At 38.0% G+C, this 14,243-nt stretch carries 13 protein-coding genes; 8 read left to right on the top strand and 5 right to left on the bottom strand.

All coding sequences use genetic code 11. The features are described 5' to 3' along the window. Window positions 1–29: 29 nt before the first annotated feature. On the bottom strand, window positions 30–860 hold the full coding sequence (nadE, locus tag EL101_RS04335) for an NAD(+) synthase (protein WP_096597710.1): 831 nt from the start codon (window positions 858–860) through the stop codon (window positions 30–32). Continuing rightward, the gene (locus EL101_RS04330) at window positions 853–2,328 is read right to left on the bottom strand and encodes a nicotinate phosphoribosyltransferase (protein WP_096542407.1); all 1,476 of its coding nucleotides are present in this window, start codon (window positions 2,326–2,328) and stop codon (window positions 853–855) included. Before EL101_RS04330 ends, nadE begins: the two co-directional genes overlap by 8 nt. A gap of 414 nt (window positions 2,329–2,742) precedes the next feature. Between EL101_RS04330 and EL101_RS04325 the strand changes: the two genes are divergently transcribed. Both EL101_RS04325 and EL101_RS04320 read left to right on the top strand, forming a co-directional pair. Next, window positions 2,743–3,813: a nitric oxide synthase oxygenase gene (locus tag EL101_RS04325; protein ID WP_096597637.1), complete on the top strand. Its 1,071-nt coding sequence runs from the start codon at window positions 2,743–2,745 to the stop codon at window positions 3,811–3,813. A gap of 43 nt (window positions 3,814–3,856) precedes the next feature. Next, the gene (locus EL101_RS04320; protein ID WP_096597635.1) at window positions 3,857–4,660 is read left to right on the top strand and encodes a prephenate dehydratase; all 804 of its coding nucleotides are present in this window, start codon (window positions 3,857–3,859) and stop codon (window positions 4,658–4,660) included. A 1,008-nt stretch (window positions 4,661–5,668) separates the two neighbouring features. On the opposite strand, the gene EL101_RS04315 is transcribed toward EL101_RS04320, so the two are convergent. Beyond that, complete coding sequence (locus EL101_RS04315) at window positions 5,669–6,772, bottom strand: glycosyl hydrolase family 28-related protein (RefSeq protein ID WP_096597633.1); 1,104 nt, start codon at window positions 6,770–6,772, stop codon at window positions 5,669–5,671. Between the two features lie 80 nt (window positions 6,773–6,852). On the opposite strand from EL101_RS04315, the gene EL101_RS04310 reads away from it, so the two are divergent. The 4 genes from EL101_RS04310 (at window position 6,853) to EL101_RS04295 (ending at window position 10,366) form a co-directional block, all read left to right on the top strand. Beyond that, a complete protein-coding gene (locus tag EL101_RS04310; RefSeq protein ID WP_014613442.1) occupies window positions 6,853–7,404 on the top strand; it encodes a cysteine hydrolase family protein in 552 nt (183 codons plus the stop codon). Between the two features lie 57 nt (window positions 7,405–7,461). Next, window positions 7,462–8,388 (top strand): manganese-dependent inorganic pyrophosphatase, encoded by a 927-nt coding sequence (locus EL101_RS04305; protein WP_173673939.1) that lies wholly within the window; start codon window positions 7,462–7,464, stop codon window positions 8,386–8,388. A gap of 29 nt (window positions 8,389–8,417) precedes the next feature. Then, entirely contained in the window at window positions 8,418–8,699 is a 282-nt protein-coding gene (locus EL101_RS04300; protein ID WP_096597631.1) for a GNAT family N-acetyltransferase, read from the top strand. A gap of 287 nt (window positions 8,700–8,986) precedes the next feature. Further along, entirely contained in the window at window positions 8,987–10,366 is a 1,380-nt protein-coding gene (locus EL101_RS04295) for an aldehyde dehydrogenase (protein ID WP_096597629.1), read from the top strand. A 108-nt stretch (window positions 10,367–10,474) separates the two neighbouring features. On the opposite strand, the gene pglS is transcribed toward EL101_RS04295, so the two are convergent. Together pglS and EL101_RS13205 are read right to left on the bottom strand one after the other, a co-directional pair. Next, window positions 10,475–11,524 (bottom strand): 6-phosphogluconolactonase, encoded by a 1,050-nt coding sequence (gene pglS, locus EL101_RS04290; protein WP_096597627.1) that lies wholly within the window; start codon window positions 11,522–11,524, stop codon window positions 10,475–10,477. 218 nt (window positions 11,525–11,742) lie between these two features. Beyond that, on the bottom strand, window positions 11,743–11,916 hold the full coding sequence (locus tag EL101_RS13205; RefSeq protein ID WP_096597625.1) for a hypothetical protein: 174 nt from the start codon (window positions 11,914–11,916) through the stop codon (window positions 11,743–11,745). 167 nt (window positions 11,917–12,083) lie between these two features. Between EL101_RS13205 and EL101_RS04285 the strand changes: the two genes are divergently transcribed. Both EL101_RS04285 and EL101_RS04280 read left to right on the top strand, forming a co-directional pair. Next, window positions 12,084–12,473, top strand: a complete 390-nt coding sequence (locus EL101_RS04285; protein WP_096542387.1) for a hypothetical protein — start codon at window positions 12,084–12,086, stop codon at window positions 12,471–12,473. 711 nt (window positions 12,474–13,184) lie between these two features. Next, window positions 13,185–14,228: a C45 family autoproteolytic acyltransferase/hydrolase gene (locus EL101_RS04280; RefSeq protein WP_096597623.1), complete on the top strand. Its 1,044-nt coding sequence runs from the start codon at window positions 13,185–13,187 to the stop codon at window positions 14,226–14,228. The last annotated feature ends 15 nt before the right edge of the window (window positions 14,229–14,243 follow it).

The raw sequence follows: 14,243 nt of genomic DNA, 5'->3' as shown, positions 1-14,243 counted from the left end.
CATTGTATCAAGTTCTGTTATATTTGTCATTACTTATCTGATTTAGGCCATGAAAAACGTGTGTATGCCAATTCACGTTTATGTGCATTTCTAACGTAGTGACGCTCGATTATTGTTGCATCTTCAGGTGATACGCCTTTACCTTCAAGATAATTATCAATTGCTTCATAAGTCACGCCTAAAGCTTCTTCGTCCGGAAGTTGGGGTTTGTCATCCTCTAAATCCGCAGTTGGCACTTTTTCATATAAATGTGCGGGTGCGTCTAAATATTGTAACAGTTGACGACCTTGACGTTTGTTTAAACCGAATAGTGGCGCAATGTCTGCCGCACCGTCTCCATGTTTGGTGAAAAAGCCCGTAATATTTTCTGCAGAATGATCTGTACCGACAACGATCCCGCTCGTATTTGCCGCTATCGCATATTGCACTTTCATGCGTTCTCGAGCCTTTTCATTCCCTTTATGAAAATCACTTAAAGTAATGCCCGCTTCTTGTAACGACTGCACACTTTGATCGACAGCTGGTTTGATATTTACAGTCACGATACGGTCAGGCTGAATGAACTTCAACGCATCCTCGACTTCATCGGCGTCTTTTTGTACACCATACGGCAACTTCACCGCAATAAATTGAACATCTCTACCCGAAGCGTTTCTCATGTTTTCAACAGCGAGCTGCACAAGTTTTCCTGCTAAAGTGGAATCTTGACCTCCAGAAATCCCGAGCACTAACGTCTTAACGAACGTATGTGCATGGAGGTATTGTTCGATAAAATGTTGAATCTCTTTAATCGTTTCAGCACTATCAATACTCGGTTTCACTTTCATTTCTTCTACAATCATCGCCTGCATTTCACTCATGTTCATACTTTTCTTCCATCTCCTTCACATTTTCAGCAACTTCAAAAATGCGCTTTTGTTTATTTTCCCAACATAACGTACTTAAATCGACAGGGTACTCTTCAGGATTCAAGTAACGCTTGTTTTCTTCCCATAAATATTCCAAGTTGTTTTTCAAATAGGCTTTCGCTTCCATTTCTGTCGGACAATCATACACGAGCTGACCGTCTTTAAAAATGTCATGGTGTAAATCAACGGCCTTAAAGTTTTTAATCCGCTTCATTTTGTATGTGTGAATCGGATGAAACATTTTTAAAACGTTTTCTTCATTCGGGTCTTCATGATCTAACGTAATATAGTCCCCTTCTGATTTGTTCGTTTTCGTATTAATAATGCGGTATACTTTTTTCTTACCTGGTGTCGTTACCTTTTCAGCATTATTAGACAGCTTAATCCGATCGACAAGTTTGCCTTCGTTATTCTCTACAGCAACCAATTTATACACGGCACCTAAAGCAGGTTGTTGATAAGCGGTAATCAATTTTGTGCCGACACCCCATGAATCCACTGCCGCACCTTGTGCTTTCAAACTACTGATCGTCTGTTCATCTAAATCATTTGACGCGATAATTTTAGCATCTTTGAAACCTGCTTCGTCTAACATTTGACGCGCTTTTTTCGATAAATAAGCGATGTCACCTGAATCTAAGCGAATACCGATAAAATTAATACGATCGCCAAGTTCTTTTGCGACACGAATCGCATTAGGCACACCTGATTTTAAAGTATGAAACGTATCGACAAGAAATACACAATTGCGATGACGTTCTGCATATTTTTTAAATGCGGTATATTCATCACCATACGTTTGTACAAATGCGTGCGCGTGTGTACCAGAAACTGGAATATTGAAAAGTTTCCCCGCTCGTACGTTACTTGTCGAATCAAAGCCACCAATGATTGCAGCACGTGCCCCCCACAACGCAGCGTCAAATTCATGTGCACGTCTTGTACCAAATTCCATTAATACATCATCGACAGCCACTTGTTTAATAATACTCGCTTTCGTTGAGATGAGTGTTTGGAAATTAATAATATTGAGCAATGCTGTTTCAATGAGCTGTGCTTGAATGAGTGGCGCTTCAATACGCATAAGCGGCTCATTATTGAAACAAAGTTCTCCTTCTTTCATTGATCGAATATTGCCAGTGAATTTTAAATCAGCCAAATAATTTAAAAAGTCATCTTGATAACCAATGGATTTAAGGTATTCAATATCTGTGTCTGAGAAATGAAGATTTTGGATCAATTGAATGACGCGTTGTAAACCATTGAATACGGCATAACCGCTTCCGAAAGGCATATTTCTGAAGTAGAGGTCGAATACTGCTTTACGCTCATGGATACCATCAAACCAATACGATTCGGCCATATTAATTTGATACAAATCATTATGTAACATGAAACTGTCATCTTTATATTGATACATGATTGACTCCTTTTATCTTTTCTTATTATTGCTATCATATCACACAATAAGAAAGGTTTCTTGGGTTTGAACATTTCGGTTTTGAGGACGCTAAAATTAAATTTATTCTATGTACTTTTCTTACAGATTGCAGCACACATCCTCGCGTTTCTAAGCGCTCACTTCAACTAACCAATGCTTTGATTCAACTGTTACAGAAAGGGATATCCGCATTCGTCTTCAGCTGTTTTCTCAAGTGTCTCAATCATTTTAGCAATCTTTATTGTGCAAATTCCCAATTGTTTTAACGTCATTATATTGAAATTTTACTTAACGCTAGCATCTTGTGGCTAAAGTCAAACAATATTATGACAATTATCATATTCGTTTCAAAGGCGACATGAATTTCATTATAATAACGATGAGGTGGGGAATATGCTAAAAGAAGCACAAGCATTTATTAAACAAATGTATGATGAATTAAATTTACCTACAACTGAACGTGATGCACGCTTAGCAGAAATAGAACAAGCCATTCAGACGACGGGAACATACCGACATACGATAGACGAATTGACATATGGTGCACGAGTAGCATGGCGTCATTCTAATCGCTGTATCGGTCGTTTATTTTGGGAAAGCTTGAAGGTGATTGATGCGCGGGATATTAAAGAAGAATCACCCTTTCTCGAATCCATTGAATCACACATTAAAACTGCGACTAATGACGGTCGCATCAAGCCTTGTATAACGATTTATGCACAGTCGGATGAAGAGGGTCCTCAAATTTGGAATAATCAATTGATTCGTTATGCAGGATACGACGATAAAGGGGATCCAAGTGAAAAATCGATCACGAAGCTGGCTCAACATATAGGGTGGACGGGCGCACATACCGACTTTGATGTGTTGCCACTCATTTATCAACTCCCTAATCAACCTGTAAAATATTTTGACTATCCCTCAAATTGGATTATGGAAGTGCCGATTACACATGATCAATTTCCGAAAGTGTCAGCATTAAATTTGAAATGGTATGCTGTACCCATTATTTCAAATATGGATTTAAAAATAGGCGGTATCACTTATCCGACAGCACCTTTCAATGGTTGGTATATGGTGACAGAAATTGCTGTGCGTAACTTTACAGATACATATCGCTATAATTTACTCGAAACATTTGCGACGGCGATGGGCTATACAGATTTACGCAATGCAACGTTTAACAAAGACCGTGTGCTCGTGGAAATCAATGATGCTGTCTTACAATCATTTAAAAAAGCTGGCGTGTCCATGGTCGATCATTTAACGGCCTCTAAACAGTTTGAAAAATTCGAAGCCGCCGAAGCACGTAAAGGCAGAACTGTTACAGGCAAATGGTCTTGGCTCGCACCACCGTTGTCACCGACTTTGACCACGAATTATCATCACGGCTTTTCCAACGAAACACGTGAGCCGAACTTTTTTTACAAGAAAAATACGTCAACGGGCTGTCCTTTTCACTAACATCATGTAAAATAAAGGCAATTCATGTGAAAGGAATGAGGTTATGACACTTTTCTACCTTGGTCCTAAAGGTACTTTTTCATATTTAGCAGCTTTGAAATTACAATCTCAGACAAATCAAAAAGAACAATTGGTCGAACGTTCTAATTTGTACGAAGTGATGTCATCCTTACAAAAAAAACCGTCAGCAAGTGCGATTGTACCGATTGAAAATTCTATTGAAGGTACGATTAATGTGATTGCTGACTCACTTATCGAACAAAATTTTGTCATCATTGAAGAAATATTTTTAGATATCGCCTTTGCACTGTACGGTTTACCAAATCAATCAATCACAGATATTCAGCGTGTCTATTCTATCAGCCCAGCGATTAGTCAGACACAAAAGTTTATTCATGAACAACAGTTTGACTATGATTATACGACGAGCACTGTCGCGTCACTCGAAAAAATTGATGCCACAACTGGTGCGATTGCCCCTCTCGGAAGTGGAGAAATGTATGGGTATGAAGCGCTCGCGACACACATCGAGGATTATCCTCATAATATGACACGTTTTCTCGTATTAAAACATGCTTCTGAAGTGACAAATCAAAGCGGCTCCGAATGTTTATTAGTCATTACACCGACAGAAGATAAACCAGGTCTCCTTGCGAGTATTTTGAACACATTTGCGATGTTTCAAGTCAATTTAAAATGGATTGAGTCTCGACCACTTAAAACGCAATTAGGCATGTATCGCTTTTTCGTTCAAGCCGAATGTCCAGATACGGTGGTGTTGAATAAGATTTTGACGATATTAGAGACCCTTGATTTCAAAATTAAAAATCTAGGTCGTTTTCATTAATTGTACGTGTGTGGATTAAATTTTTGATGTGGGATGTGGACATGACTCGCTTTTGAACATGCTTCACTTGGTAGACTTTTCTCTTTTTGAACAGCATTGTAAGCGCATGATTGGTCTTATGAACTCGCGTTCTTAGGGGCTGATCCCTCAACTAAATTTGGCTTGATCGAGTTACACTTGATGGAAGCCAAATTGGATTTTCTGGTTCAGCTGTTCCCTCAAGAGTCTCGTTCATTTGGCCAATCTCGCTTCAACATTTGTCAAAAGATAAGGCCATAACTGTTGGCAAACATATTTGTCCATGTCATTACTCAAAAATTTTACCTTGCTTCATTTGATTCATTCAGTAATCGTTTAGAAATGCACAACCGCACTAGCAATAATGTAAATACTCAGTCGCAGTGAAATATGAGCCAATGTGTAACGTCGTAGCTGACTTGATAACAATGAATGGATGCACTAGGAAAATCTATCAACAGTGTCCCAAAAGCAGTACAATTAAGTTGAAAAGCAGCTAAACTTTTTGATGTTTGCATGTAGACAATGTTTAGCAAATTAGCAGAATAAAATAGATTGAAATAAGACAAAACTTTTTTGATGACATTAACTGAGTCGATTGAAGGGGAATGCCCTCTTTCCTCGCAATTGTTCATGCATGATTTCCGGACGCACGAGACTCCCGAGGGAATACGTGCATACTGCTGACAGTCGCTTCTTTACTTTAATAGTGGTTGCTGTTTATCGCACTAGCTGTCTGACTTCTCAATGTTTGCACTTTTGAGAAGTCTAGTCAGCCTTACGGGGGCAGTACGACGAAATCTTTGTTACACATGAGATTTCTGTACTGCTCCCAAAATCCACAATGAATGGGTGCGCTGGGAACGCGAGTCCAAGACGGCATTCGTATGCAAGTGAAATGTTCAAATCGTAAGAAAGCGTGCCAATAAGATTATAAGTGGTGTGTTCGTGTAATCAACCACGCAATTCTCATACTCAATCACATCCTTTTCACTGCTCATTTGCGATGAGATGGGTGACGTGCTTTTGTTTCCATTGCGGCGGATGCGCATTATTTAACAGTGCAATATCACGAACCGCTGTCAGTTTTGCTTCCAGATGGTCATCCACAAATACATTATTGAAAATGTTGACATCGGTATGCGGTGCATCTTGATGACTTCGAATATGCAGCACATCTTTAGACCTGTTATTCACAAAGTCATTGTGCATCACATACAAACCGTCGCCCCCTTGTTTACCTTCGTGATCTCCTTCTAAAGTCATGGCATTTTTACCTTGATGTACACCTAAATAACGAATTCCCCCTGCACAGTTTAAAAACAGATTATGCTGAATAAAAATATTTTTACCTTTTAATGGTGTTAGCGTATAATCTTGAGTATCTTCAAAAACATTATGTTGAATAATGATATTTTCATAAAAACGATTGAACCGTGTCGCGTGTGAACCTATGGCACGATTCCAACTTTGCATATCTCCTTCAAACGAATTACCAAAATAACAATGTTCGATGACCGCATTTTTCGTAATCGTGCCATCATTGACACCAAATTTTGGAAAGGCGCCTTCTACAAATAAATCTAATTGCACCGCTTCTGAAAACCAACGTTCCCCAGTCACATCATAAAATCCAATAAAATTGCAATGATGGACGTGCAAACCGTCGAGTCCACAAGCATCAATCCCGTGTCCACCAACAACATTTTTAATTGTTAAATGACAAACTTCAATTTCTCGTGCATGTCCTAAACACATTGCTGTATTATTGTAAGGGTAAAGGACGCCATTCATATTCCAAATGCCACCTTGAATTTTAATGTGACTGTTGCCATTGTAACCGTAATAACGTTTTAAACTTGACCCGTTTTTCAACAATGCATCTTTGCCAGTCCTTAACATTTGCGCATCTGGGTCTAATATGAGCGTCGTTCCTTCATAAATCTTTAATGCTTTTGCAATATGATAAGTACCGCTAGGAATGTAGACAGTAATCGGTCCTTTTTTAGCTTGGTTGAGCGCACGTTGTATGCCCCAAGTGTCTAACAATCGATTCTGGCCTTTCGCACCAAAATCTAAAACATTTATTTTCATATACGTGCCTTCCTTTCGCGATTAAGTTATACTTATTATACTGTTGTTTAATCTTTATACCACTTTTAGGAGAGAATGAAATGTCAAATAAAGCTTTAGTTGTTGTTGATTATTCGTATGATTTTGTTGCAGACGATGGTAAACTGACTTGTGGTGCGGCTGGTCAAGCCATTGAGCCGTACATTGTGGAACGTATTAAAGCATACCACGAAGCACAAGAAAATATTTTTTTCATGATGGATTTACATTTTGAAGATGATCCTTACCATCCTGAGACAAAATGTTTCCCACCACACAATATTAAAGGCACAAAAGGTCGTGAATTGTATGGTGAAGTGAAAGCATTATATGATACGATAAAAGATAGCGCACATGTATATTTTATAGATAAACGCCGTTACGATTCATTTTACGGTACCCCATTAGATAGTATGTTACGCGAACGCCAAGTCGACACTATTGAAATTGTCGGCGTGTGTACAGATATTTGTGTCTTACACACTGCGATTAGCGCATACAATTTAAATTATCAATTAATTATCCCTAAAAAAGGTGTAGCGACATTTAATGAAGCTGGACACCAATGGGCACTGACACATTTTAAAACGACATTGGGCGCTCAGGTAGAATAATTGCTATTCGCCGTGCTAAAATAGAACTGATATTTAGAATATGAATAAGGAGATTTAATAATGACAACTTATATTTTTGGTCATCAAAACCCAGACACTGACGCCATTTCTTCAGCAATCATAATGGCAGATTTCGAACAACAACATGGAAACAAGGAAGCTAAAGCATTTCGTATTGGTGAGTTAGGTCCTGAAACTCAATATGCGTTAGATTATTTCAACGTAGAAGTTCCAGAATTCTTAACAGATGACTTAACTGGGCAAGACGTCATTTTAGTTGACCATAATGAGTTTCAACAAAGTGCTCACAACATTGAAAAAGCGAATATTCGACACGTCATTGATCATCACAGAATCGCGAATTTCGAAACAGCAGGTCCGCTTTATTACCGTTCAGAACCTGTGGGCTGTACAGCAACGATTTTGTACAAAATGTATAATGAGCGCAAATATGAAATTCGTCCTGAGATTGCAGGTTTAATGGTTTCTGCAATTATTTCAGACAGTTTATTATTCAAATCCCCAACATGTACACAACAAGATATTGATGCAGCACAAGCACTCGCAAAAATCGCAAATGTTGATTTACAAACATACGGTTTAGAAATGTTAAAAGCTGGTGCTTCTACAACAAACAAAACAGAAGACGAATTATTAAATACAGATGCAAAATCATTCAGTATGGGGGACTACACAGTTCGTATCGCACAAGTGAACAGTGTGGATATCGAAGAAGTGTTTGCACGTCAAGAAGCGCTTGAAAATGCAATGAATAAAGCAAGTGCTGAAAATAGTTACGACACATTTATTCTTGTCGTTACAGACATTATTAATAGCGACTCAAAAATTCTTGTCGTTGGTGCAGAACAAGAGAAAATCGCACAAGCATTCAACACAACATTAGACAATCATACAGCATTTTTACCAGGCGTTGTTTCTCGTAAAAAGCAAATTGTACCACCGATTACAGAAGCATTATCATAATTTAAAAATATAAACAAAGGTGTGATAACATGTCTGAAAATGTGAAAGAAGGACACAATAAGTTCTATTACGGTGAATCTGAAAATAGACCCGACGCACAAATTCTATTTTCTTATTATGATACAAATGTGATCGATGTGTATAGTACTTATGTCAGTCCTTCTTTACGCAGTGGCGGTGTCGCCAAGCGATTGTTTGACGCTGTCATTGAAAAAGCGAAAAACGAAAATCTAAAAATTATTCCATCTTGTAGTTATGTCGCACGCCAATTTGAACGAGATTCCTCACTCGCACCCTACAGAGCGGAATAAACAGATGATTCGAAATCGAGGCACAATCCAACGTGTCTCGATTCTTTTTAACTTTCTCTATCAAAATTTAACATTGCGTCAATGACAAATCACTTACAAAAGCATTGATAGTCAAACATTTTACCATCATTTCGGCGCACTGCAACTGCGGCCATATCTGTATGACAAACGCGTATGTTACAATCATACATAACAACCTGTTTTATGTGCGATAGTAGCAAAACCCTTGCCTTCAGCTTATCCGAATTGATGAAAGACAATAGATTATTTGAAAGGAGCGTTTCCAATTGAATCCATTTCACATACAATTCGAAGCAACACAACGATATTTTAGATCTCATGCGACACGATCGCTCAAATCACGTAAAAAGGCTTTAAAACAATTAGCCAAACAAATCAAATTGCACGAACAGGAGATTTTTGACGCACTTAAACAAGATTTACGTAAAAGCGAAGTGGAAGCCTATGGTACAGAAATAGGTTATACATTAAACAACATTCGATATATCAGCAAAAATTTATCAAGATGGGCAAAAACGCAAGCAATTGACACACCTTTTTTTCTTTTTCCAGCCAAAAGTTTTATCGTCAACGAACCTTTAGGCACAGTTTTGATTATTGGACCATTTAATTATCCATTCCAATTGATTTTCGAGCCTTTAATTGGTGCTATCGCTGCCGGTAATACTGCCGTTGTAAAGCCGTCCGAACTCACACCAAATGTGGCTGTTGTCATCGAAAAAATCATTACGCAAGCATTGGATTCAGAATATGTTGCGGTCGCTCAAGGGGGCGCTGAAACCATTCAATCATTATTGGAACTGCCTTTTGACCACGTTTTTTTCACTGGCAGTCAAAAAGTAGGTCAAATCGTATACGAAGCTGCGGCGAAACAACTGATTCCTGTGACACTCGAACTTGGCGGCAAGTCCCCTACCATTATTGATAAAACTGCCAACTTAAAAGTCGCAAGCGAACGTATCTGTTTTGGTAAATTTATGAATGCCGGTCAAACGTGTGTCGCGCCGGATTATGTCCTTATTGATGAAACGATCAAGTCTGATTTTATTGAAGCACTGACTACGACGATTCGTGAATTTTATAGTGCCCAGCCGATTGACAGTGAAGATTTAGGTCGTATTGTGAATGACCGCCACTTTAACCGTTTAGCACAACTTTTAACAACACATCAATCGAACATCATTGTCGGTGGCGAAACAGTAGCCGAGCAACGATACATTGCGCCAACAATACTCGATCGTGTAGAAGCGGATGACCCGATTATGCAAGAGGAAATCTTCGGACCTATTTTACCGATTTTGACATATCGCGATTTTGACGAAGCCATTGCCTATGTCCAATCGAAACCAAAACCGTTATCGTTGTACTTATTTAGTGAAGATGAAAATGCCACAACACGCGTTTTAAATGAACTGTCATTCGGCAGTGGCGCTATTAATGATACGATTTTACAATTAGCCAATCCGAAACTTCCTTTTGGCGGGGTTGGCGCTTCAGGTATCGGTCGTTACCACGGCAAATATTCATTCGAAACATTTTCACACCAAAAGCCATACATTTTCAAAACGACAAAGTTAGAAACTGGCTTATTATTTCCGCCGTATAAAGGAAAACTTGGCTATGTGAAAAAACTGCTTAAGAAATAAAGATATCAAATTTTTTCATGTTCAATTATGTCAAACTTTAACTCAAAAGAAAAAGGCTTGGGCAATTATTTAAAAATGCCTAGGCCTTTTCGTTATTTTTCTATATTATTATAACTGTGTTTCGTCCAAAAACTTCACACAAACGCCTTCTGGAGCTGTTTGTTGATCGTCTGTTTTGGTTAATCGACCTGTATCAAGATCACGTTTAAATACGACCACTTCTGAATTTTCTTCTTGATGCGCCGCTACAAGGTAAGCATCATCTTCTGTAATATTAAAATCTCTTGGGAATGCGCCACCACTTGAAACAATATCGACGAATCCAAGTTTGGCACCGTCTTCTAATAATTTAAAGATCGCAATACTGTCGTGTCCACGGTTGCTCACATATAAGAAACGTTGATCATGTGATAAACGGACCGCAGCTAACTTTGTAGGTAACAGAAAATCTTCTGGAATCGTTAAGTGACGCTCTAATTCTGTAAAACGACCATCTTCATATGCCATCACAACAACCGTATTTGACAACTCATTAACGACGTAAGCATAACGTCCAGTTTTATGATAAGCAATATGTCTAGGGCCGTCACCTGGTTCCAATGCTGTTCTGTGTGCTACCTCTAAGCCTTGGTCGCCATAATGATATGTCACGAGTAAGTCAGCACCTAAATCAACAGCCACAACGTATTTGTGCTCAGGTGTGACATCTAAATAATGGACATGTGACTGCTCTTGTCGGTCTACGTTAGGACCATGTGGGTATTCGTGAAACACTTCTTCAATTAAACGTGTAATACGGTTGTTTGCAGCATCAAGTTCATAAATGCGGGCCACCCCATCACCATAAACCGCTTCAAATACATACTTTCCATCTGGTGATACTGAGACATAACAACCCGAACCTTTAAATGACGCCAATGATTCCCCTGTTTTTTCAAGGCTGCCATCTTGATTTATTTTAAATGTGGCTAAACCAGCATTTTTATCATTTTTCGTAATTCCGATTAATGTATCTTCATGTTGAACAAGATATGTTGACGCATTCAACTCGTATCCTGTTTCAACCGTTTCAATACGTCCTGCTTGTTCATCTAATTCAAAGCGATAAATTCCTTTACCGTCCTTTTTCGTATAAGAACCAATATAACCTTTTACCATGGCATGCATCCCTCCATTTTCTTACGTCTATTTTACCAAATTTTGATGATGAGACACACGAGAAACGTTTCATATTTCCATTCATCTTGACAGTAAAAAAAGCGAGTTTGAAATCTAATCCTATCATAGACTTCATATCCTCGCTCTCTGTTCTCAAAATCATAAAAATGGTTTCGCTTCAAAAGACTCTTTTAACGTTTAAAAAGCGAATGTTACTTTTATCCTTGGTTCGCTTCGATATCAGCAATAATTTCTTTCGTTTTGCTTTCGATTTCTTCAAAGTCTTTTTTAAATACATATGTCAACACAGCTAAACCAACACCTACAACGCCAGTAATCACTAGTGTTGAAACAAATAAAAATTTAAATATTCCCTTAATGAAATTACACATAACGCTTCACCTCTAAAATTATTGATGTTACAACTATCATATCATAAAAACAGCACATCAATAAACTTATACCCTAATATCGACTTTATTAATCAGAAATTCATTCAATTTTTAGAGTCAATATGTTACATTATCAATATAAAGAATAATGAAAGAGGGCTCTTAAAATGCCATATATATCATTAGTAAGTTCATGGAAAAACAATGATATTGATAAAATTGAGGATATGGTAGATGATCGTGTCGCTGCATATTATGTGAATGAACTCGGAGAACCACAGTCACTCACAAAATCAAATGTTATCGATATGTTGCGAAAACGTATGAATCAAATTTCCAAAATGAAAGATCAACAATGGAATTTTGAGATGATTCATCGTGCACAAATCAATGACGATCAAATGATTATATTTTATGTATACTCCATAGAAAATCCAGATTATCCAAAAACAACGAAGACACTTGTCGCATTAACATTTGGAGACACGCAATCACTCAACCATCGTATTAAAACGATTTACATCACAACAAATGTCACTGAAATCCACTCGACATAATGCCATCATTGAAAGTATAACGCCATCAATTCAAACTGCATTTCGTTGAATAAGGTTCGTGCGCCACTCATACATCAAACCTCCATTCATTCATGATGCAGTTTAGCAATTGAATCTTACACATGCATCACATCTCCTTCTCCACTTTATTTCATTGTAGTAAATTGGACTGAAAACACGACGAGACACAGCATTTTCTGTTATCGTTCAACAAATTAAAGTGGGACGGGCCAATCTTTTTGAAGAGAGACTTCTGCCCCACTTTTGTTGTGACATACGCGTTCATTCATCAAAAAGAACCGAGATACGCAGCATACCTCAGTTCCCTCAATTAAATATTCTTATTGACTTTTCACTGTAACCCACTCATATCGAAAAGATTTCATTTCGTTCTCGTTTTTGCATGTGTGTTATTTATATTCAAATCTATATGACACGCTTCCATATACGTCTCATGTTATCTTCTATGCATGTTAAACTTATTCGTAAAAACTTCAAAACAGCAGTTATTTTGTGAAATTTTTATAGAACCAGCGTTTAGCTTTAAAATAGTATTCCCACATATACTTCCCCCCTATTGATTTAATATACTTTTCCAATTGTTATAATGATAAAATAAGTATATTAAAATGGTGTATGAATTACCATTAAGGAAATATTACAACCTATTAACAAATTATGTTATACAGATGTCAGAAAGGATGGATACCCATGCAACAAGTGTCATCAGACGTTTTAACTTTTCGTTGTACACATTATGATTATGGTGTTGCTACTGCTCAATGGCTACAACAAACTGCCATGTTGAAAAATAGAGCAAAAGAATGGAAAAAGCGCGTCCCTCGTTTTGACATCGATGTAGAAGAAACCTATCAAATTTTCCAACAGTTTGCTCCTAAAATATGGGATGAAATTCAAGGGATTCAAGATGTGTTGAACATCCCGACAAGACAAGCGATTTTAAACTTTGCACATTATCGTTTTACAACATTGCCTGATAGTGGCTGCTCGGTTTTTGTTGGAGAGAATTACTTAGTACGCAATTACGATTACCATCCGGCCACATACGATGCACGTTATCAACTGTACCAACCGACTGATGGTGGCTATGCGCAAATTGGTCCGATGTCACGAACAACTGGGCGTATGGATGGAATGAACGAGCATGGGTTAGTGATGGCTTATAATTTTATGCATCGGAAAAAACCTGCGAATGGCTTTGTGTGTTATATGATTGGACGTTTAGTATTAGAATATTGTCGCAATGTCGAAGAAGCAATCCAATTTTTAAAAGCATTGCCCCATCGAAGCTCATTCAGCTATATCGTGCAAGATAAGACAGGTGCACATGCCATTGTTGAAGTGACACCGAGAGGCATTGATGTCCGTTACGATACAACTTGTACGAATCACTTTAAATTACTGACACATGAAAACCGTAACTATACCAAAGAGTCAGTAGAACGTTTGGCGCGGCTGGATGCCCAAGTCCAGTCATCTGAACTATCACGATTCGAAATTTTCAAACGTTTTAACGACCCACAATATGAACTTTATAGTAAGTTGTTTAAAAGTTGGAGTGGCACGATTCACACAACGATGTATGAACCACGTCAACTTTATGCCTGGATTACTTTAGGTGAAAATCACCCCCCCATCAAATTTGATTTCGGCGCCTGGCTTAAAGGTCAGCCAATTGACACGACACCGTTAACAGGTCACATCGATACTGACATTCACTTTGCTACACATTAATATTGGGGTTAGGAT

Origin of the sequence: Staphylococcus delphini, assembly GCF_900636325.1 — a bacterium.
GTDB classification, from domain to species: domain Bacteria; phylum Bacillota; class Bacilli; order Staphylococcales; family Staphylococcaceae; genus Staphylococcus; species Staphylococcus delphini.
Note: the sequence above shows the minus strand (reverse complement) of the source record. Positions and strands in the feature narration are given on the sequence as shown.